General features: G+C 58.3%; 18 protein-coding genes and 1 pseudogene. 6 read left to right on the forward strand and 13 right to left on the reverse strand.

Annotated elements, in window-relative coordinates; translation table 11 throughout:
* Window positions 1–41 precede the first annotated feature (41 nt).
* The 9 genes from recC to rppH all read right to left on the reverse strand — a co-directional run bounded on the left by recC (window position 42) and on the right by rppH (window position 10074).
* Entirely contained in the window at window positions 42–3416 is a 3375-nt protein-coding gene (recC, locus tag CMQ96_RS19590) for an exodeoxyribonuclease V subunit gamma (RefSeq protein WP_098067197.1), read from the reverse strand.
* A gap of 12 nt (window positions 3417–3428) precedes the next feature.
* The gene (locus CMQ96_RS19595; protein ID WP_004132691.1) at window positions 3429–3752 is read right to left on the reverse strand and encodes a prepilin-type N-terminal cleavage/methylation domain-containing protein; all 324 of its coding nucleotides are present in this window, start codon (window positions 3750–3752) and stop codon (window positions 3429–3431) included.
* Window positions 3737–4144 carry a DUF2509 family protein gene (locus CMQ96_RS19600; RefSeq protein WP_049099729.1) on the reverse strand — a complete coding sequence of 136 codons (408 nt, stop codon included), beginning with the start codon at window positions 4142–4144 and terminating at the stop codon, window positions 3737–3739. The genes CMQ96_RS19595 and CMQ96_RS19600 overlap by 16 nt, the downstream gene beginning before the upstream one ends.
* The gene (locus CMQ96_RS19605) at window positions 4141–4704 is read right to left on the reverse strand and encodes a prepilin peptidase-dependent protein (protein WP_004132688.1); all 564 of its coding nucleotides are present in this window, start codon (window positions 4702–4704) and stop codon (window positions 4141–4143) included. Before CMQ96_RS19605 ends, CMQ96_RS19600 begins: the two co-directional genes overlap by 4 nt.
* A complete protein-coding gene (locus CMQ96_RS19610) occupies window positions 4695–5162 on the reverse strand; it encodes a prepilin peptidase-dependent protein (RefSeq protein WP_098067198.1) in 468 nt (155 codons plus the stop codon). The genes CMQ96_RS19605 and CMQ96_RS19610 overlap by 10 nt, the downstream gene beginning before the upstream one ends.
* A gap of 218 nt (window positions 5163–5380) precedes the next feature.
* Window positions 5381–6175 (reverse strand): thymidylate synthase, encoded by a 795-nt coding sequence (gene thyA, locus CMQ96_RS19615; RefSeq protein WP_004124584.1) that lies wholly within the window; start codon window positions 6173–6175, stop codon window positions 5381–5383.
* Between the two features lie 6 nt (window positions 6176–6181).
* Entirely contained in the window at window positions 6182–7057 is an 876-nt protein-coding gene (gene lgt, locus CMQ96_RS19620) for a prolipoprotein diacylglyceryl transferase (RefSeq protein ID WP_004124587.1), read from the reverse strand.
* A gap of 227 nt (window positions 7058–7284) precedes the next feature.
* Entirely contained in the window at window positions 7285–9531 is a 2247-nt protein-coding gene (gene ptsP, locus CMQ96_RS19625; protein ID WP_024358549.1) for a phosphoenolpyruvate--protein phosphotransferase, read from the reverse strand.
* 12 nt (window positions 9532–9543) lie between these two features.
* Entirely contained in the window at window positions 9544–10074 is a 531-nt protein-coding gene (rppH, locus tag CMQ96_RS19630; protein WP_004124593.1) for an RNA pyrophosphohydrolase, read from the reverse strand.
* Window positions 10075–10527: 453 nt separating this feature from the next.
* Here rppH and CMQ96_RS29040 point away from each other — a divergent pair.
* From CMQ96_RS29040 to CMQ96_RS19660, 5 genes and pseudogenes are all read left to right on the forward strand, one after another.
* Window positions 10528–10668 (forward strand): annotated as a pseudogene (locus tag CMQ96_RS29040) (hypothetical protein); the annotation flags it as partial.
* A gap of 88 nt (window positions 10669–10756) precedes the next feature.
* Complete coding sequence (gene mutH / locus CMQ96_RS19645) at window positions 10757–11449, forward strand: DNA mismatch repair endonuclease MutH (protein ID WP_004124598.1); 693 nt, start codon at window positions 10757–10759, stop codon at window positions 11447–11449.
* An 85-nt stretch (window positions 11450–11534) separates the two neighbouring features.
* Window positions 11535–12248, forward strand: a complete 714-nt coding sequence (locus tag CMQ96_RS19650) for a TerC family protein (protein WP_004132983.1) — start codon at window positions 11535–11537, stop codon at window positions 12246–12248.
* A gap of 124 nt (window positions 12249–12372) precedes the next feature.
* Window positions 12373–12591 (forward strand): YgdI/YgdR family lipoprotein, encoded by a 219-nt coding sequence (locus CMQ96_RS19655; RefSeq protein WP_004105255.1) that lies wholly within the window; start codon window positions 12373–12375, stop codon window positions 12589–12591.
* Window positions 12592–12827: 236 nt separating this feature from the next.
* Window positions 12828–13868 (forward strand): NADP(H)-dependent aldo-keto reductase, encoded by a 1041-nt coding sequence (locus CMQ96_RS19660; RefSeq protein ID WP_098067201.1) that lies wholly within the window; start codon window positions 12828–12830, stop codon window positions 13866–13868.
* A gap of 204 nt (window positions 13869–14072) precedes the next feature.
* Here CMQ96_RS19660 and lplT read toward each other — a convergent pair whose 3' ends face one another.
* Together lplT and aas are read right to left on the reverse strand one after the other, a co-directional pair.
* Window positions 14073–15266, reverse strand: a complete 1194-nt coding sequence (gene lplT / locus CMQ96_RS19665) for a lysophospholipid transporter LplT (protein WP_024358551.1) — start codon at window positions 15264–15266, stop codon at window positions 14073–14075.
* A complete protein-coding gene (gene aas, locus CMQ96_RS19670; RefSeq protein ID WP_024358552.1) occupies window positions 15259–17418 on the reverse strand; it encodes a bifunctional acyl-ACP--phospholipid O-acyltransferase/long-chain-fatty-acid--ACP ligase in 2160 nt (719 codons plus the stop codon). The genes lplT and aas overlap by 8 nt, the downstream gene beginning before the upstream one ends.
* 622 nt (window positions 17419–18040) lie before the next feature.
* Between aas and galR the strand changes: the two genes are divergently transcribed.
* Complete coding sequence (gene galR / locus CMQ96_RS19685) at window positions 18041–19057, forward strand: HTH-type transcriptional regulator GalR (RefSeq protein WP_098067203.1); 1017 nt, start codon at window positions 18041–18043, stop codon at window positions 19055–19057.
* On the opposite strand, the gene CMQ96_RS19690 is transcribed toward galR, so the two are convergent.
* Entirely contained in the window at window positions 19018–19497 is a 480-nt protein-coding gene (locus CMQ96_RS19690; RefSeq protein ID WP_049087301.1) for a GNAT family N-acetyltransferase, read from the reverse strand. The genes galR and CMQ96_RS19690 overlap by 40 nt on opposite strands.
* On the reverse strand, window positions 19494–20267 hold the full coding sequence (locus CMQ96_RS19695) for a GntR family transcriptional regulator (protein WP_004105268.1): 774 nt from the start codon (window positions 20265–20267) through the stop codon (window positions 19494–19496). The genes CMQ96_RS19690 and CMQ96_RS19695 overlap by 4 nt, the downstream gene beginning before the upstream one ends.
* Window positions 20268–20273: the final 6 nt, after the last annotated feature.

Genomic DNA, 20273 nt, shown 5'->3' on the forward strand with positions numbered 1-20273 from the left:
TGAACAGCCGTCCAGTGCGCAATTTTTATACTATTACAATGTTATTCGGACTGATGGAAACGAAACACCGGTAACAAATAACGCTGCGTTTGCGTCAGGATCTCTTCATAGTATTCTGGTTCCAGGGTGCGCCACAGGCGCTGATACCAGACGTCGGCGCCTTCACCGCTGACCACCATGTTCCCTTCATAAGCCTGAAGAAATTTACTGCGCGCTTTTTGCTGCGTCTCTTCGTCCATTAACATGACATCCTTTTCGGCGTCATAACAGACTTTTAGCCATGCGCCGCCGCTTTCCGGCAGCAGCAGCAGCGGTTTGGACATTCCCTGCAGGTAGCCGTCAACCAGATCGTTGAGGTAGCCCTGGGCCTGCTCCTGCGCCAGCGGAGGAAAACGCCACTCGCCCTCTTTACGCACAAACAGCCGACTTTCGCCGGTACCGCCGCTAGCACAATAGACAAGATGCTCCAGCCAAAGTTGCATCCCTTGGGCCACGCTTAATAGCGAAGGCCGCCAGCGCAGCAAACCGTCGGATTGTACCTGCTGCAGCCAGCCAGTTATGTTGACTCCGTTGCATTGCAGATCGATTTCCATGCTTTGCCCCGGCTGGCGGCAGGCGATTACCCGTTCGGCCAGGTTTTGCATCTCCTGACGCTGGGTTTCCCAGGCCAGCTCGCCGAAAGCGCCGTAGGGTAGCTCGCCGGCGGCGCGGAAACGGCGATACATCACCGAGGCGTCCTGCTCTTCAATCAGGGTGTTGAGCAGCTGCTGGTTCAGCTGATAGCGGCTCAGCCCTTCGAGGATAAAAGGTTCATCGTCGGGGATCTCGCTCTCCTCCGAGCGGAAATTCACCCGCAGCCGCTGCTGAAAGAAGGCGCGAACGGGGTGCTGCCAGAAGCGCAGCAGCTGTTCGAAAGGTAAGTGATCGATGTCCGGCGTCGGCAGCGGCTGGATGAACGCGCCGTGCGCTTCCCCCTGCTGGCTTGCGGCCGCCAGCCATTCCCGGGCATAGCTTTGATCTTCATTGGCCAGAAAATTAGCGGCATCGAAAGGCATGCGTGTATGCAGATGCGTGATGTGCTCTTTGACCCGCCGTTCGCTGGCATCGCAGTCCAGCTCTTCGTCCCCTTCCAGGCAGTGGCTCTGGCCGATGTAGTCCGCCAGCTCCTGGACCAGAACGGAGGGATAGCGTTCACTGTTATCCTGAATAGAACGGCCGATATAGCTGATGTACAGTTTCTGCTCGGCCGACATCAGGGCTTCAAGAAACAGATAGCGGTCGTCATCGCGACGGCTACGGTCCCCGCGCTGCGGCTTCTGGCTCATTAAATCGAAGCCCAGCGGCGCCAGGGTGCGCGGATAAACGCCGTCGTTCATCCCCAGCAGGCAGACCACCTTGAAAGGAATCGAACGCATCGGCATCAGGGTACAAATATTGACCGGGCCGGCAAGAAAGCGCTGGCTGATACGCTGCTGATCGAGCCTCTGGGACAGCTCATCGCGGAGTAGCGACAGCGGTACCGTTTCGCCATACTGCGCGTCGACGCCGCCGTCAATCACCGCCTGCCACTGCTGTTCTATCAGCGCCAACGCGGCCTCCGTTTCGCTGTCCGGAAGGAAGAAGTCGTTTAGCAGGTCGCGGCATACCGGCAGCCACTCGGCTAATGGGCGATCCTGGGCCAGCCCGCGACGCCAGAGATTGAGCTGCATCAGCAGCGACGCCAGGTTGCCCACCAGCTCGGCGATAAGCCCGCTCGACTCATCATAAGGCAGAACCGCGCGCCACTCCCCTTCGCTGCTGTCCATGGCGTAGCCCAATAGCATACGCGTCAGACCAAAGCGCCAGGTATGCTGGCCGGTCGCCGGGAGGTCGAGCTCACGCACGTTGTCGTCATCCATTCCCCAGCGTACGCCGGATTCGTTAACCCACTGGCGCAGGTAGCGCAGCCCCTCTTCGTCGATGTTAAAGCGCGCGGCCAGTACCGGAACGTCGAGCAGCGCCAGCACGTCTTCGCTGGCGAAGCGGCTGTCGGGTAGCGAAAGGAGAGTGATAAACGCCTGCAGCGCCGGATGCGATTCGCGGGCGCGCCGGTCGGATATCGCCCACGGCAGCCAGCGCTCGCCGCTGGCGCTGCCGAAGACCGCCTGGATATAGGGGCTGTAGCTATCGATATCCGCCACCATGACGATAATATCGCGCGGGGTGAGTTCGGGATTCTCTTCCAGCATCGCCAGCAGCCGATCGTGCAGCACCTCAACCTCGCGCTGCGGGCTGTGACAGACATGAATCGTCAGGCTGCGGTCGTCCGCGGCCAGCAGCCGCTTGCTGCCGCTGTTGGCAAACTCCTCGGCGCTGCGACCGGCCACCGCCGCATTGCGCAGCTCAAGAATATCCGCCTGCAGATTATGCAGCAGGTTATCCGGCGCGATATCGACAAAGGCGTCCAGCTCTTCATAGCGCTCAAGACCCGCCAGCAGATAAATATAGTCGCGCCCCAGCTTGCCCCAGGAGGCCAGCAGCGGATTACCCACATCCTGCTCCCCGGCGTCGTTGAACAGCCCCGGAGCCTGTTCCGTATCGCGAAACAGCGGCAGCGCCCGCGTCGTTTCGCGGTGGTGGCGCCGCTGGCGGGACAGCAGCTTCGCGAGAAATGCCGGGTCTTTAATGTCGCCCCAGTAATAGCGACACGGGTTGGTGAAGAGGACATAGACGTCGACATGCTTACCCAACGCCTGTAGCGCCTGCAGGTATACCGGCGGCAGCGCCGAAATCCCGCAGATAAAGACTCGCGACGGCAGCCCGGCAGGCGGCTCTTCGGCCGCTTCAAGCACGCTGATAAAGCGTTGGTACAAATTGGCGCGATGCCACAGCGGCTGGCCCAGCTCGGCGGTATATTCCACCAGCGCTTTCCACAGCGGCGCCTGCCACTCCTGCGCATCGCCCAGGCCGTCCACGCGCTGGTCGGCCTCCCAGCGCATCAGCCACTCGGGGCGATAAACCAGATACTGGTCATAGAGATCGGCGACTCTGGCGGCCAGCTGGAACAGCTTACGCTTGTCGCTATCGTCGTGCAGGTAGTGGCGCAGTAGCGTAAAGGATTCATCATCAAGTCGCTGCGGTAGCAGAGTCATCAGTTTCCAGCTCATACTTTGCTTGCTGAACGCGCTTTCTCCGGGAATATCTTTTAGTACCCGCACGAACATATCCCAGATAAAGCTGGCGGGCAGCGGGAACTCAATGTTGGCCGCGATGCCGAAGCGCTGCGCCAGCGTCATCTGCAGCCACTGCGCCATCCCGGTACTCTGCACCAGCACCATTTCCGGCATAAAAGGGTCATCCAGCCGCTGGCGCTCGACGATAAACTCCATCAACGCTTCAAGCACATCCAGACGGTTTGAGTGGTACACCCTTAACATATTCGCTCCTGGCTACTGACTGACCGGGCAATGCAGCCGGGTCATCTGCGCCCGCCTGGCTGCGGGCATGGTGATCGTTACCGTGATGCTGACACATCTTTGCACCGATGTCTGCATACGGGATATCTGGCGATTCGCGGGAATCACCGGTGGGCTAAGCTGAGCGAATCGCCACGCATCGCGCCACAGCTGACGGTACTGGTTGAGCTGCATAAAGCCGTTGGCCAGCCCGCGCTGATAGCCCGCCAGCGCGGTCACGGTCACGATCAGCAGCACCAGCGCCAGCAGCGTTTCCGGCAGGCTAAACCCTCTCTGCCGCCTCAGGGCATCTGACATAAGCTCGCCTCCTTTAACGGACAAAAATCGCTCCAGCCGTGAGGCGAAAAGCGGACCCGGTTTTGTTCAACCGCGCCGGTTTGCCACAGCAGCATGTCGCCGCTGCCGCCGATCAGCAACACCGAGGCGTCGCTGAAGATCCGCAGGCAGGCGCGCCAGCCGAGCGCGACCTCCTGCTGACAGCTCACCGCTTCCCGCAGCGGCCAGGAGAGCCCCTTCCCCCACTGCAGCGCGGAATGCGCGCCGGCGGTATCGCGAAGCGCCTGCGTTTCGCTGGCCGTCTGCGCTAACAGCGAACGCTGCTGCTGGTTCAGCCCCTGGAGTAATAAACTGCCGAGCGCTAACAGCAGCAGCACCATCAGTAGCGAAGAGAGCCCGCGCTGGCGATTCACAGGTTATATCCCGTCACGGCGTATTCCGCCCGCGCGCGGATTTGCGGGTCGGCGACCGAGTGCGCCGCCAGCGTAATCGATAATTCCGGCGAGAAGCCCGCCCTCTCCAGGCGCGTCACCTGAAACGCGGTGACCTGAATCGCCGCCGGGTTGGTCATTTTCTCCCAGCCCTTACCGCTACAGGCGCTAGCTCCGCGCAGGGTTTCCAGCGCGCCGTCGCGCAGGCGGAACCCGGTGGTATCCGCTTCCGACGGCGGCGCGCTATTCCAGACGCCATCGCTGTTGCCGTCCCAACTCACCAGCAGGCAATCACCGCCGCCTGCGATATATAGCGCCTGCCCGCGACAGAAGCCACGGCAATAGCCGGCGCGCTGCAGATGCTTCGCTACGGTGTAGATTCGCTGCCAGAGCTCGTTTTCCAGCGACTGCTGGCGGGTCTGGCGAAGCGTAGCCCACTGCAGCGCCGGGAGAAAACGCGCGCTGCCGAGCAGCAGCACGGAGCTGATAGCCATCGCGATCAGCGTTTCCGGTAGCGAAAAACCGCGGCATGTTACAGGCATGATGCCGTCTCCTCGCCGCGACAGAGGCGGATTCGTCCCCAATTTGAAACGATTATGTTCCAGCCGCCGGCCGCGCTTTGCAGGCGGATATGTCCGGCCCAGGCGGTATTACGCAGGCCATAAAATCCCAGCCCCGGCGTCATCGCGCTGAGCGAAACCTCCGGCCAGAGCGGTTGCAGCGTGAAAGCGTTCCTGACGCTACAGTCGGCCATCGGCCCGCTGGCGCTCAGGCACCAGCCCGCCGCGCCCTGGCCGATGATTAACACTCTATCGCGGTTGTGCCAGTTGGCGTCATCGCGTAGCAGCACCAGGTAGTCGCGGACCTGACAGGCGGTTTGCCACAGGCGCTGCTGCCGTTGCCAGCTCTGCCAGCCGTACAGCCCGCTGGCGCCAAGAATGACGACCACGACCATCGTGACCAGGGTTTCAATCAGGGTGTAGCCATGTTCTCTGTTCATGGCCCGAGTATGCGCAGCATTGAGGCTTTATTCGAACGGTAAAATACGGGTTTGCGTCGCGCTTCGGAGAGTATTTATGGTATTGCAACGGGTTGCAGAGACGCAGGAAACCTGCTCGCAAAAACGCCGTCTGGCAGTGGGTTACCGCACCGTTTGGCCTGGCTGGCGCATAAAAAAACCGGCGCTCGCAGGCGCCGGTTTTCGTCGTCACTTCCGGGTTAAATCGCCACTGGCGCTTTAATCCCCGGGTGCGGGTCGTAGCCTTCGATTTCGAAGTCTTCAAAACGGTAGTCGAAAATCGAAGCCGGCTTGCGTTTGATGACCAGCTTCGGCAGCGCGCGCGGTTCGCGGCTCAGCTGCAGGTGCGTCTGCTCCATGTGGTTGCTGTACAGGTGCGTGTCGCCGCCGGTCCAGACAAAGTCGCCCACTTCGAGGTCGCACTGCTGCGCCACCATATGCACCAGCAGCGCGTAGCTGGCGATATTAAACGGCAGGCCGAGGAACACGTCGCACGAGCGCTGATAGAGCTGGCAGGAGAGCTTGCCGTCGGCGACGTAGAACTGGAAGAACGCGTGGCACGGGGCCAGCGCCATTTTGTTCAGCTCGCCGACGTTCCATGCCGAGACGATAATCCGACGCGAATCCGGGTCGTTTTTCAGCTGTTCCATCACCGTGCTAATCTGGTCGATATGACGGCCGTCCGGCGCGGGCCAGGAACGCCACTGCTTGCCGTAGACCGGCCCCAGATCGCCGTTTTCATCCGCCCACTCGTCCCAGATGGTGACGTTGTTTTCGTGCAGATACGCCACGTTGGTGTCACCCTGCAGGAACCACAGCAGTTCATGGATGATGGAGCGTAAATGACAGCGCTTGGTCGTCACCAACGGGAATCCTTCCTGCAGGTTAAAACGCATCTGGTGGCCGAAGATAGAGACGGTGCCGGTACCGGTGCGGTCATTTTTTTGCGTGCCCTCGTCGAGCACTTTCTGCATCAAATCAAGATACTGTTTCATGGTTCCTCAAGAATTTTGTTGCTGCGGACGACAACGGTACGCCCAGACCATCATGATGATACCCGCAAGCACCATCGGGATCGAAAGAATCTGCCCCATGCTGATGTACTGTACCCAGCCGCCGGTGAACTGCGCATCGGGCTGGCGGAAGAACTCCACGATGATGCGGAACAGACCGTAGCCAATCAGGAACAGACCGGAAACCGAACCGGCCGGACGCGGCTTGCGGATAAACAGGTTCAGGATCAGGAACAGCACGACGCCTTCCAGCGCCAGCTCATAGAGCTGCGAAGCGTGACGCGGCAGCGCGCCGTAGGTATCGAACAGCGATTGCCACTCAGGATGCGACGGCAGCAGCGCCAGATCTTCCGCCCGAGAGCCGGGGAAAATCATGGTGTAGTGGAAGTTCGGATCGACGCGGCCCCACAGTTCGCCGTTAATAAAGTTGCCCAGACGCCCGGCGCCGAGGCCAAACGGAATCAGCGGCGCAATGAAGTCGGAAACCTGGAAGAAGGTACGCTTGGTGCGTTTGGCGAAAATGATCATCACCAGAATCACGCCGATCAGGCCGCCGTGGAAGGACATACCGCCGTCCCAGACGCGGAACAGATAGAGCGGATCGTCGAGGAACACCGGCAGGTTGTAGAAGAAGACATAGCCAAGACGCCCGCCGAGGAAAACCCCGAGGAAGCCGGCGTACAGCAGGTTTTCCACTTCGTTTTTTGTCCAGCCGCTGCCCGGACGATTGGCCCGACGGGTGGCCAGCCACATCGCAAAAATAAACCCGACCAGGTACATCAGGCCGTACCAGTGGAGGGAGACCGGTCCAATGGAAAAAATTACCGGATCAAACTCCGGAAAATGCAGGTAGCCACTATTCATCTGTCACCATAAACACTTGTTATTCCGCCGAAAGTGGACAGCGGGGATCGTTCGCGCGCGTTTGAAACGGGCGCTCCAAAGGCTGCGAATGATAGCATAAGCGCGAAGGGCGATCCGCGCCGGACATGTAAAAGATATGTATACGAATGCGAATACGCGGCTGAGCATTCCCGGAGGCGGCGCGCTGCGCCTGTCCGGGCTACCCAACCCGCAAACTGTAGACTCCGCTACCGGCCGCCGCGAATCAGGCCGCCGAGTCCGCGTCGCTCCATAAAAGCCGCGACCTGATGGCGCACTTCGGCGGTCATCTGCGCGTCCAGGCTACGTTGGGAAAGCTCCTGAGCCTCATTAATATCGATACGCCGCAGCAGATATTTCACCCTCGCCACCGAACGACCGTTCATCGACAGATGGCGATAGCCCATCCCGATCAGGATCGTCACGCACATCGGATCGCCCGCCATTTCGCCGCACAGGCGCAGGTCGATACCAAAACGCTCGGCGTCGCGGGCAATCATCGCCAGCGCCCGCAAAACGCCCGGATGCAGGCTGTCGTACATACTGGCGACCCGGGTATTGTTGCGATCCACCGCCAGAATGTACTGGGTCAGGTCGTTGGTGCCAACGGAGATAAAATCGACGCGATTCGCCAGCTGCGGCAGCATAAACACCATCGACGGCACTTCCAGCATCACGCCGAGACGCGGACGGGGAATGGCGTAGCCGATCATCTCTTCCACTTCGCGGCTGGCGCGATCGATCAGGCGACGGGCCTCATCCACTTCATCGAGACTGGTGACCATCGGCAGCAGGATACTGAGGTTTCCGGTCGCCGCGTTGGCGCGCAGCATCGCGCGGACCTGCACCAGAAAGATCTCCGGCTGATCGAGCGTGATCCGAATTCCGCGCCAGCCAAGGCACGGATTCTCTTCGCTGATCGGCATATACGGCAGCTGTTTATCCGCCCCGATATCCAGCGTGCGCAGGGTGACCGATTTCTCGTTGAACATCTGCAGCATGCCCTGATACTGGGCAACCTGCTCCTCTTCAGACGGGAAGCCGCTTTGCAGCATAAAGGGGATTTCGGTACGGTAAAGGCCGATACCGTCGACGAAATTGCCGAGCTTTTCTTCGTGCTCAGGGCTGAGGCCCGCGTTGAGCATCACTTTTACCCGCTCGCCGCTTTTCAGTTCAGAAGCGCGTTCAAGATCGTCCTCAGCCAGGCGACTAAGCTCGTTCTCTTCGCTGATCAGGCGCTGATACTCTTGCAGCAGCACCGGCTCCGGGTCGACCAATAGCTCGCCGCGATAGCCGTCGACAATCAGGGTATGCCCGTGCAGCAGCGAAGGCTGAATATCCGCGCCCATTACCGTCGGGATCCCCAGCGCGCGCACCATAATCGCGGCATGCGAGTTGGCCGCGCCATCGCGCACCACCACGCCGGCTAAACGATCCTGAGGAACCTCCGCTAAGGTGGTGGCCGACAGTTCATCCGCCACCAGTACGATACGCTCCGGCCAGGTGTTTGGCCCCTGAATACTATCATCAAGATGGAAAAGCAGCCGCTGGCCCAGCGTGCGCAGATCGCCCGCGCGCTCTTTCAGATAGCCGTCGCTGAGCGCGGCAAACTGTTCGGCAAACTTCTCGATAATCTTCTTCACCGCCCATTCGGCCACCGCGCCTTTATCGACTTCGGCGAACAGTTCGCGGCGCAGACGCGCGTCGGAAAGCAGGTGCGAATAGAGGTCAAAGATGGCCGCCGTCTCTTTTTGCGCGCCGGCAGCGTAGCGCTTGCTGTAGCGGCGAAATTCGTTCGCCGCCTCTTCCAGCGCGCCAGTCAGCCGCTCGCGCTCGGAAGCGGTATCGAGCGTCGAGGCTTCATACACCTGCTCCATCAGCGGCAGGCTGACGTCCATCCAGCCTTCGGCAATCGCCACGCCTGACGAAGCGGGCAGCGCGCGGATGCGGGTCTGACGATATTGACCAAACAGCGCGTTTAGCTGGGACTGAGAGAGAATGCCGGCGATTTGCGTAGCCAGGGTGACCAGAAATGACTCTTCGCTTTCGTCAAACTGGCGCAGTTCGCGCTGCTGTACGACCAGCACGCCGAGCAGCTGACGCCGCTGGATAATCGGCACGCCGAGGAAGGCGCGAAAACGGCCCTCTTTTACTGCGGGAATGTATTTAAAGCTGGGGTGCTTTTGCGCGTCGGCGAGGTTAATGGGTTCCGCCAGGCGGCCCACCAGGCCCACCAGACCTTCGTCAAAAGCGAGCGCAACGATGCGCCCGCGGGGCTTTTTCAACCCGCGCGTCGCCATCAGGTAATAACAGCGTCGGTCATTGTCAGCCAGATAAACCGAACAGACTTCCGTCTCCATCGCGGCGCAGATATCGGTGACCAGGATATCCAGCGCCTCGTTTAAACGCGGCGCACTCGCGACCTTCTCGACTATTTCTCGCAACCGAGTGAGCATAATGTGCGTGGCTTAACCTCTTTTACGTCGATATGCAGGCGCGCTTTGCGGCTTAGGCGTGCTTTCCGCCAGCGCCATTGTGACGCTGGCGAACTCTTTCATCACCCTGCGGTATACGTCGCGCTTAAACGACACCACCTGGCGCACCGGGTACCAGTAGCTTACCCATCGCCAGCCATCAAACTCAGGTGTACTGCTGGTTTGCATATTGACATCCGCATCGCTGCCGATCAATTGCAGGAGAAACCACTTCTGTTTCTGGCCGATACATACCGGCTTTGTGTCCCAACGCACCAAACGTTTAGGCAATTTGTAACGCAACCAGTTACGGGTTGAAGCAAGGATCCGCACATCTTTACGGCTTAACCCCACTTCTTCGAACAATTCCCGATACATCGCCTGCTCTGCTGATTCTCCTGGATTTATGCCCCCTTGCGGGAACTGCCACGAGTGCTGACCATAGCGCCTGGCCCACATAACCTGGCCCTGGCGATTACAGATTACAATACCGACATTTGGGCGGTAGCCATCGTCATCAATCACCGGACTACCTCAAAATAAGCTTCAATGTGAATGATTGTTTCACACTCGCTGGAAACGGTAAACCACTCTGTGAGAGCGATGAGTTCGAATAACATTTGAATAACTCACAGTAATACCCAGAGTTATAAACAGCGAACGCCATACCCGGACGATTTTATTCACTTTTTCTGTGGATAGAGTTGTGAAGAAGTATGGAATTAACCAGGGAAAACCCGGAATCATCCGAACGGCGTAGTCATAACCCTTAATAATAATGACCTAATTTTCATTATGTTAGCATGTTTAAATTTCATAATTCACAGTATAACGTGATGATCATCACATAAGCGATCCTGGAACTGATGAAAGATCGAGCAATGTTGGTTTTATCCACAGATTACGCAAGCGAGCTGGGCATATTTTGTCTAAAAACTCGATTTTCCTCTCACGTCAAGGCTGTAAATGGAAACAGTAGTGGGGCTTTTCCCCAGTTATCCCATTTTTCTGTGGATAACAGGGTGTAAGATCCTGTTCATTGTCGGTGACCAGTTCTGGAAAACCCGGTTTCACCATTTTCACCGCGGCAAAAAAACGAAAAAAAAGCCATACGAATCATCAAATTGTCATACTTACTCAAGAAAAGGTAAACTCTATCCACAACGGATGAAATTACTGCTCACTTTTTAGTCAGAGGTTTTACGTTATGCCGACCATCGCGCCGCTCTTATCCCCTCCGCAAAGCCAGGAGCAGCTTCTGGCTCAGGCGCAGCAGCTGGCAGGCTATTCGCTGGGTGAACTGGCCCAGCTTGCCGGGATTCCGATTCCGCGCGATTTAAAACGCGATAAAGGCTGGATCGGCATTCTGCTGGAGATATGGCTGGGCGCCAGCGCAGGCAGCAAGCCGGAGCAGGATTTCGCCGCCCTCGGCGTCGAGCTGAAAACGATCCCCATCGATTCTTCAGGCCGCCCGCTGGAAACCACCTTCGTCTGCGTCGCGCCGCTCACCGGCAACAGCGGCGTGACCTGGGAGAGCAGCCACGTGCGCCATAAGCTCAAGCGCGTGCTGTGGGTGCCGGTAGAGGGCGAGCGTACGATCCCTTTGGCCGATCGCCGCGTCGGCGCTCCGCTGCTGTGGAGCCCCAGCGAAGAAGAAGATCGCCAACTGCGGATGGACTGGGAAGAGCTGATGGATCTGATCGTGCTTGGCCAGGTCGAACGCATTACCGCCCGCCACGGCGAAGTGCTGCAGCTGCGCCCGAAAGCGGCAAACAGCAAAGCGCTGACCGAGGCCGTAGGCGCCCGCGGTGAGCCGATCCTCACCTTACCGCGCGGTTTCTACCTGAAGAAAAACTTTACCGCCGCCCTGCTGGCCCGCCATTTTCTTCTCTCCTCCTAAATAACGGCCTGCAGATGATTATTTTTTTGTTCTGTCGTGACGGTTGCATATAATCGCATCTTTCTATTTTGCAGGACTTTGAACGATGTTATTTGCATGGGTAACCGATCCTAACGCCTGGCTGGCGCTTGGTACGCTGACGCTGCTGGAGATAGTGCTCGGGATCGATAATATTATTTTCCTCTCTCTGGTGGTCGCTAAGCTGCCCACGGCGCAACGGGCTCACGCTCGCCGCATTGGGCTAATGGGTGCGATGATCATGCGTTTGGCGCTGCTGGCGTCAATCGCGTGGGTCGTCAAGCTCACCAATCCGCTCTTTACCGTGCTAGGCCAGGAGATCTCGTTTCGCGATCTGATCCTCCTGCTGGGCGGGCTGTTCCTGATCTGGAAGGCGAGTAAAGAGATTCACGAATCGATCGAAGGTGAAGAAGAAGGGCTGAAAACCAACGTCCATTCCTTTATGGGCGCCATCGTGCAGATTATGCTGCTGGATATTATTTTCAGTCTCGATTCGGTGATCACCGCCGTCGGGCTGTCAGACCATCTGTTTATCATGATGGCGGCAGTGGTCATCGCGGTGCTGGTGATGATGGTCGCCGCCCGTCCGATAGGCGATTTTGTTGACCGCCATCCGTCGGTGAAAATGCTGGCGCTGTCGTTTTTGATCCTCGTCGGCTTCACGCTGATGCTCGAAAGTTTCGACGTGCACGTACCGAAAGGCTACATCTACTTCGCGATGTTCTTTTCGATTGCGGTTGAAAGCCTCAACCTGCTGCGCAATAAAAAAAATCCGCTGTAGCCCGCTAAAATGCAGCCCTGAAACGGGCTGCAATCCTTTTTTAAGACTTAACTGCTTTTTATGTCTCATAAATCAGGCTATTAATATACTGGTACGAGGTGCGGCTATAATAGGGGTGATAACGATGAAAAAATGGGCAGTATTGATTTCCGCCGTAGGACTGGCGTTCTCGGTTTCCGGTTGCAGCAGCGATTACGTCATGGCAACCAAAGATGGTCGCATGATTCTGACCGACGGTAAGCCCGCCATAGATGACGATACCGGCCTTATCAGCTACGAAGATCAGCAGGGTAATAAAATGCAGATCAATCGTGACGACGTTTCGCAGATTATTAAACGTTAAGACCCGCCGACAGGCAGCGATGTCTCCTTTATCGCCGGGTTGAGCAGCTTTCATTATTCTTCAGATTTAAGAAAAGAGTCGGGACATACCGGATCTGCCCGCCAGGATTAAGCGGGCCGGAGCGCGTCAACCCGGCTTTTTTGATTTTTTACTTCCCCTTTTTCTCCCCCTCTGCCATTTTTATATTCCTTTGTCGGGGAACGCCTGACCTTGTTGATAAAAAAAGGAAGCCGGCTATGCAGTATCACCGTATCCCACACAGTTCTCTTGAGATCAGCACGCTGGGGCTGGGCACAATGACGTTTGGTGAGCAGAATAGCGAGGCAGACGCGCACGAGCAGCTCGATTACGCGGTTAGTCAGGGCATTAACCTGATTGATGTCGCTGAAATGTATCCCGTCCCGCCGCGCCCGGAAACCCAGGGCCTGACGGAAACCTACGTCGGCAACTGGCTGGCGAAGCGCGGCAATCGCGAAAAGCTGGTTGTCGCCTCTAAAGTCAGCGGCCCTGCCCGCAATAACGACAGCAGCATTCGTCCTGACCACAAGCTGGATCGCAAAAACATCCGCGATGCGCTGCACGACAGCCTGAAGCGTCTGCAGACCGATTATCTCGACCTCTATCAGGTCCACTGGCCGCAGCGCCCGACCAACTGTTTCGGCAAGCTGGCCTACACCTGGGCCGATTCCGCGCCGGTCGTCACCCTGCTGGATACGCTGGACGCGCTGGCCGAATTCCAGCGCGCCGGTAAGATTCGCTATATTGGCGTCTCCAACGAAACGGCGTTTGGCGTGATGCGCTATCTCCATCTGGCGGATAAGCACGATCTGCCGCGCATCGTGACGATTCAGAACCCGTACAGCCTGGTGAACCGCAGCTATGAAGTGGGGCTGGCGGAAGTCAGCCAGTATGAGGGCGTTGAGCTGCTGGCCTATTCCTGTCTGGCGTTCGGTACGCTGACCGGGAAATACCTCAACGGCGCGAAACCGGCGGGCGCGCGCAATACGCTGTTCAGCCGTTTTACGCGCTACAGCGGCGAGCAAACGCAAAAAGCAGTGGCGGCCTATGTCGATATCGCCAGGCGGCACAATCTTGATCCGGCGCAGATGGCGCTGGCCTTCGTGCGTCGTCAGCCTTTTGTCGCCAGCACCCTGCTCGGCGCAACGACCATGGAGCAGCTTAAGACCAATGTCGAAAGCCTGCATCTGGATCTGAGCGCAGAGGTTTTAGCCGAGATTGAAGCGGTGCATCAGGTTTATACCTACCCGGCGCCGTAAGGCCGTAAAAGCGCCCGGATTGCGGCTAACGCCTTATCCGGGCTACTCCCTCTGCGCTTAGCCGGGGATATTTCCCGTACCCGGGCGACGAAATTGCGCAACCGCGCTGGCCGCTTTCCCGGAGGCGATGCTGCGCATCTGTCCGGGCTACACGTTCGTGCGCTTTTGTAGCCCGGGCAGGCGCAACGCGCCGCCTCCGGGAGATTATTTACGCCGTCCCCAAATCCACAGGGCGGCGATCGCCAGAGCAAACACCGTACCAAAGCCAATCCCCACGCCGACGACAGGAATGCCGATGCTCACCGCCAGCGAATAGAGGCCCAGCATCAGCAGCATCGCCACGTTTTCACCGAGGTTTTGCACCGCGATAGCGTTGCCCGCGCCAACCGTATGTTTGCCGCGCTCCTGAAGCAGCGCGTTCAGCGGCACGATAAAGAAGCCCCCGAACGCCCCGAGCAGCAGCAGCAGAGCAAACGCAGGCAGCAGCGCCTGCTGGATGGCGAAAAAGATAACCGCCACGCCAATCAATATCCCGGCAGGCATACAGCGCGACACCGTTTCCAGCGTCACCAGCTTCGCCGCCGCGCCGGCCCCCAGTACGATCCCCACCGCCACCATCGCGTTAAGGTAAGTCGGCATGGCGTTGCTGGTAATGCCCAGCGCCACCGGGACCCACAGCACCAGCAGAAAGCGCAGCGTCACGCCCGCCCCCCAGAACAGGCTGGTGCCGACTAACGAAAAGCGCGTCTCACCGTTGCGCCATAGCGTCGTACAGGCGCTAAAGAAGCTGTGGGTCATCGGCCTGAAGCGCCACGACTGTCCGGGGCGAGCCGCCGGCAGCTTCGGGATCCACAGGTTGGCGACCACCGCCCCGGCGTACACCACCGCGCAGACGCTGAGCGCCGCCACGACGTGCCAGTCGGCGAGGATACCGCCCGCCATTGAGCCGAGCAGGATCGCCGCAATGGTCGATGACTCCATCAGGCCGTTCGCTTTCACTAACTTATCGCCGGTGGTCAGCTCGCCGAGAATGCCGTATTTAGCCGGAGAATAGGCGGCGGCGCCGATACCCACCAGCGTATAGCCAATAAACGGATTCACGCCGAAGCAGATACAGCCCGCGCCGACCAGCTTCAGGCCGTTAGCCGCCATCATTACCCGCCCTTTGGCAAAGCTATCGGCAAACTGTCCGACAAACGGCGCGAAGAGAATGTAAGCGCCCACAAACAACATCTGTAATACCGGCTGGCTCCACTCCGGATAGAACAGCTGCTTCATCAGCGCCAGGGTAGCGAACAGCAGCGCGTTATCGCCAAACGCCGAAAGAAACTGGGCGCAGATAACCGCCATCATCCCTTTCGAATACAGCGAACCGTTAGTGTGTACTGACTCACTCATCCGAATCTTCCGTCTGTTCAACCATGCCTTTAAGGGTGACAAAGTCCGGCTTGCCGCTGCCCAGAACCGGGAGCTGCTTGAGCCAGCGAATGTCGCGCGGTACCGCCAGCTCCGGTACGCCGTGTTCACGGGCATAGCGCAGCAGTTTTTCACGATTCAGTTCATTATCGGTAGTAAACAGCACCAGCGCCTCGCCTTTGCTGGCATCCTGTTTAATCGCCGTAGCGTGCATTTTGTCCGGCGAAACCGCCAGCGCCACCTGTTCGACCATCTCCAGCGACACCATCTCACCGGCGATTTTGGCAAAGCGCTTCGCGCGGCCCTGAATCCGCACGTAGCCCTGCTCGTCAAAGCTGACGATATCTCCGGTGTCGTACCAGCCGGCCTCAACTTCGCCGTGCTGATTTTCCGCCGCTGGCGCTTCCAGTACCCCAGGATTTTCCACCCGCAGATAGCCGTTCATAATGTTTGGCCCTTTAAGCTGCAAACGGCCCCCTTCTTCAATTCCCGGCATCGCCAGCAGACGCGCATCCATCCCCGGCAGAATGCGGCCAACGGTGCCCACTTTCGCCGCCATCGGCACGTTGATCGAGACTACCGGCGCGCATTCGGTGACGCCGTAGCCTTCAAGAATGCGCAGACCAAACTTGTCCTGCCAGATCTGCTTCGTGCTCTCCTGCAGCTTCTCCGCCCCGGCGACAACGTAGCGCAGGCGGTAAAAATCATACGGATTCGCGAAGCGGGCGTAGTTGGCAAGGAAGGTGGAGGTGCCGAACAGCACGGTACAGTTTCGGTCGTACACCAGCTCCGGCACCACGCGATAATGCAGCGGGCTGGGATAGAGGAACACTTCCGCGCCGGTAAACAGCGGCGTCAGTAGGCCAACCGTCAGGCCAAAGGAGTGAAACAGCGGCAGCGCCGACATAAAGCGGTCGTTCGCGGTAAAGTCGGCAATGGTTTTAATTTGTTCGACGTTGGCCAGCAGGCTTTTATGGCTATGCACCACCCCTTTCGGATTGCCTTCCGAGCCGGAGGTAAAGAGGATCATCGCCGCGTCTTCCGGCTGCTGCTTAACCTGAGCCAGCTTCGGCATCATCAGGTGAGCAAAAATCCACAGCTTATCGCCGGCGGTGACGTCGCCTTTTAAATCTTCGAGGAACACCCAGCGCACCTGGGTCAGCTGCTCCGGCAGGTGCCAGAGTTTGCCTTTATCGAGGAAGGTGCGTGAGGTAAAGATGGTTTTGATTTCCGCGGCGGTAATGGCGCTGCTCAGGCCTTTGACCCCGGCGGTATAGTTCATCATCGCTGGGATCCGCCCGCGGGCAATCGCGCCGAAAATCACCGCCGCGCTGATTCCGGCGTTCGGCAACATCAGGCCGATTTTTTCGCCCTGGGCGCTGTATTTTTCCAGAATGCGCGCCACGAAGAGGGTTTTGGTCAGCAGCTTACGGTAGGTGTCCGGCTGAAAATTGATATCTTCCACGCAGTTTTTGCGCGCGCCGAAGCGGTCCTGGGCCGCCAGCAGCGACTCATACAGCGTTTCGCGCGGGCGCACCGCCATCCGCGCTTCCATCATGATCTGATGCAGCATTTCACCGGCAATTTTACGCCGCTCGCGGGCGCGAGGCGCATCGGGCATTGGCAGATGCGTCGGCGGCAGCAGGTGCAGCTGAATGCGCGGGAACAGACGGCGTTTGACCAGCCCTTTCAGGCGGCTGAAGGGAGTTAATTCAGCGCCTTCGATTCTCAGCGGCACAATAGTCGCCTGTGACTTCGCCGCCACAAAGGCGGCGCCGTCGTAAATTTTCATCAGTGAACCGCTCACCGAGATTCGCCCTTCCGGGAAAATCACCACCGGACGCCCCTGCTCAATCAGGCGGACCAGATGCTTTATCGACATCGGTTTGGTCGGGTCCAGCGGCACAAAATCAATAATCGGCTTTAGCGCGCGCATAAACCAGCGATCGCTGATTGAGGAATAGACCGCGAAGACCGGGCGCACCGGCAGGAAAAGCGCCAGCAGTACGCCGTCAATAAAAGAGACATGGTTTGGGGTGATCAGTACCTTTTGCTGGTACAACGCCTGCGTGTCACCGGTAAGCCTTACCCGATACAATCCTTTGAAAAGCAGTCTAAAAAATCCCAAAAGCATAACAACTCCGTTTGACCGGTTAATCAGTCAAAGCAGGTTACATGAGAAGGGGCGGAAAATGCACCAGGAGGAGCGGGATTCAGGACAAAAAAAACCTGCGCATCCGCGCAGGTCGGTGCAAGATAATCAGTACGAAAAGCGTACTTAAAAAACTCACCAATCAATACCTCTGGGATCCTGATTGTCTCGTTTTTTCCGCCGCTGGCGCCAGCCATAAAACGCAAGTGAATGAGCCTAAGTGCAACCAGTTATTACTTTTTTCGCGAACTGTAACAATGGCCAACGGCGGGCAAAAAAAAACCTGCGCATCTGCGCAGGCTGGTGCAATTAAGTGGTCAACCTGAAGTTGACTCCACCTATCAATACCTCTGGGAGAGCCAGAGTATCAATGCAATGAATGGGTAAACCAGCGAACATTCGCAACAGCCAATCGCAAAGTGTAAGCAAAGGTGTGAATTGTCGTTTCCCGGAATCATTCTCCGCTCGCCTGTGGGTAACTATTTCACCCGCAACGCTAATCTGCGTCACAATTGCATGAACCCAAAAGTCGCAAGCCTTGAATCTGCCGCGCTTTCCCGTAACATAAACATTATGTAAACGCTTACCCTAAAAAAGGCCTGGTATGGCGACTATTAAGGATGTAGCCCGGCTCGCAGGAGTTTCCGTCGCTACCGTCTCCCGCGTTATCAACAATTCACCGAAAGCCAGCGAAGCGTCGCGCCAGTCGGTAGGCGCCGCGATGGAAACGCTAAATTATCATCCCAACGCCAACGCCCGCGCGCTGGCGCAGCAGTCAACGGAAACCGTCGGCCTGGTGGTAGGTGATGTCTCCGACCCCTTCTTCGGCGCGATGGTGAAAGCCGTCGAGCAGGTCGCCTACAATACCGGTAATTTTTTGCTGATCGGTAACGGCTATCACAACCTCCATAAAGAGCGCCAGGCGATCGAACAGCTGATTCGCCACCGCTGCGCCGCGCTGGTGGTCCACGCCAAAATCATCCCCGATGACGAACTGGCCTCGCTGATGAAGCAAATTCCCGGCATGGTGCTGATTAACCGCATCCTCCCCGGCTTCGAGCAGCGCTGCGTTGCGCTGGATGACCGCTACGGCGCATGGCTCGCGACCCGCCACCTGATTCAGCAGGGGCACACCCGCATCGGCTATCTCTGCTCAAACCACGCTATTTCCGATGCAGAAGACCGCCTGCAGGGCTACTACGCGGCGTTAAAAGAGAGCGATCTGCCGTGTAACGATCGCCTGTTGACCTTTGCCGAACCCGATGAGAGCGGCGGAGAACAGGCCATAACCGAGCTGCTGGGCCGCGGCAGAAACTTCAGCGCCGTCGCCTGCTATAACGACTCAATGGCCGCCGGCGCAATGGGCGTATTAAACGATAACGGGATTGATGTGCCGCGCGAGATTTCGCTGATTGGCTTTGATGATGTGCTGATTTCGCGCTACGTGCGCCCGCGTTTGACCACCGTACGCTATCCGATTGTCACCATGGCGACGCAGGCCGCGGAGCTGGCGTTAGCGCTGGCGGAACATCGCCCGCCGCCGGAGATTACCCATCTTTTCAGCCCCACGCTGGTCCGCCGTCACTCGGTGATTGCGCCTCTCGATAGCGATAAATCGTAGCGGTATAAACTGACGGCGACGGCCGGATAATCCAGGCCTTCGCCGATATACTGCCAGCCGAAACGTTCATAAAAATCGCGGCAGGCGGAGTAGAGAAACAGCTCGCTATAGCCCTGCGTTCGGGCATAGCCGATAACGTGCTGCTGTAGTTTCCCCGCCAACCCCCGCCCGCGCGCCTCAGGAGCCACGTAGAGCGCCGCCATCCACGGATAGAGGTCCTGACGGCTGATTAAATCGCAGCGCCACAGGCCGACGGTGCCCAGCAGCATCTCCCCTTCAGCGGCAATAAAGGTTATCGGCAGCGCCCCCGGGGTCTGGCTATGCCCGACAATGCTGGCGAAGAACGCCTGCGGCAGCGTTTCACCGCCAAAAGCCTGCCATAGCCATTCCGTCACCCGTGAAGCGTGCTGCGGCGCGGCGTGGAGGGGCTGAATGATCACACCAGCTTCCCCTGAAAAATTGGGACCGATTCAAACAGATAGCCGTCAAAGTCCGGCGCGTCTTCATCGGAGAGCTCCAGCAGGCTGTTTTTGACGTTTTCAAGATGCTGCCACATTGCCTGCCAGGCCCCCATCACATCGCGTCGGCGCAGAGCGGCGAGGAGCGTTTGCCGGTCGCCGAGCCACTTCAGCCGGTACGCCCGGCTGGCGATATGCACGTTGAACTGCTGCCACAGCGGGCTGCTGTCCATCTGCAGCCAGATACGCTCGACCGTCGCCAGCAGCATCTGATTTTGCGTCGCCCCGGCCAGCACCAGGTGAAACAGACGGGCGTTATCCTGGCTGGTATCGTTGGCGGCAATGGCCCGCTGCTCCTGCTCGATAATGCGCTTCAGGTTATCGATATCGGCGCGGGTCGCCATTTTGGCGGCAAAGGCGGCGATATTGCTCTCCAGCAGCTGGCGGGCCTGCAGGATTTCGAACGGCCCGACGTCGCTGCTCAGCATCTGTTCTTCCTCGCTATCGTCCTCGTGCGGGATGCGCATGACGTACACCCCGGAGCCCTGGCGAATATCGACCGTCCCCTGCAGCTCCAGCATCAGCAGCGCTTCGCGGACGATGGTCCGGCTCACGCCGTAGGTCTCGGCGATATTGCGTTCCGGCGGCAGGCGCGACCCGATGGGGTAGCGCCCCTGCGCAATCTGTGCGCGTAAATCATCACCTATTTCCTGGTAGGGTTTCTTTTCCGGCGGAATGATAGCCTTCTCCACAATATC

This window comes from Klebsiella sp. MBT K-1 (assembly GCF_002556465.1).
Lineage (GTDB): Bacteria > Pseudomonadota > Gammaproteobacteria > Enterobacterales > Enterobacteriaceae > Klebsiella > Klebsiella grimontii.

Excerpts from the sequence above, each read along its gene's own strand:
- recC (WP_098067197.1), bottom strand. The coding sequence starts at position 3,416 with ATGTTAAGGGTGTACCACTCAAACCGTCTGGATGTGCTTGAAGCGTTG.
- CMQ96_RS19595 (WP_004132691.1), bottom strand. The coding sequence starts at position 3,752 with ATGTCAGATGCCCTGAGGCGGCAGAGAGGGTTTAGCCTGCCGGAAACG.
- CMQ96_RS19605 (WP_004132688.1), bottom strand. The coding sequence starts at position 4,704 with ATGCCTGTAACATGCCGCGGTTTTTCGCTACCGGAAACGCTGATCGCG.
- CMQ96_RS19610 (WP_098067198.1), bottom strand. The coding sequence starts at position 5,162 with ATGAACAGAGAACATGGCTACACCCTGATTGAAACCCTGGTCACGATG.
- thyA (WP_004124584.1), bottom strand. The coding sequence starts at position 6,175 with ATGAAACAGTATCTTGATTTGATGCAGAAAGTGCTCGACGAGGGCACG.
- lgt (WP_004124587.1), bottom strand. The coding sequence starts at position 7,057 with ATGAATAGTGGCTACCTGCATTTTCCGGAGTTTGATCCGGTAATTTTT.
- ptsP (WP_024358549.1), bottom strand. The coding sequence starts at position 9,531 with ATGCTCACTCGGTTGCGAGAAATAGTCGAGAAGGTCGCGAGTGCGCCG.
- mutH (WP_004124598.1), top strand. The coding sequence starts at position 10,757 with ATGCCGACCATCGCGCCGCTCTTATCCCCTCCGCAAAGCCAGGAGCAG.
- CMQ96_RS19650 (WP_004132983.1), top strand. The coding sequence starts at position 11,535 with ATGTTATTTGCATGGGTAACCGATCCTAACGCCTGGCTGGCGCTTGGT.
- CMQ96_RS19655 (WP_004105255.1), top strand. The coding sequence starts at position 12,373 with ATGAAAAAATGGGCAGTATTGATTTCCGCCGTAGGACTGGCGTTCTCG.
- CMQ96_RS19660 (WP_098067201.1), top strand. The coding sequence starts at position 12,828 with ATGCAGTATCACCGTATCCCACACAGTTCTCTTGAGATCAGCACGCTG.
- lplT (WP_024358551.1), bottom strand. The coding sequence starts at position 15,266 with ATGAGTGAGTCAGTACACACTAACGGTTCGCTGTATTCGAAAGGGATG.
- aas (WP_024358552.1), bottom strand. The coding sequence starts at position 17,418 with ATGCTTTTGGGATTTTTTAGACTGCTTTTCAAAGGATTGTATCGGGTA.
- galR (WP_098067203.1), top strand. The coding sequence starts at position 18,041 with ATGGCGACTATTAAGGATGTAGCCCGGCTCGCAGGAGTTTCCGTCGCT.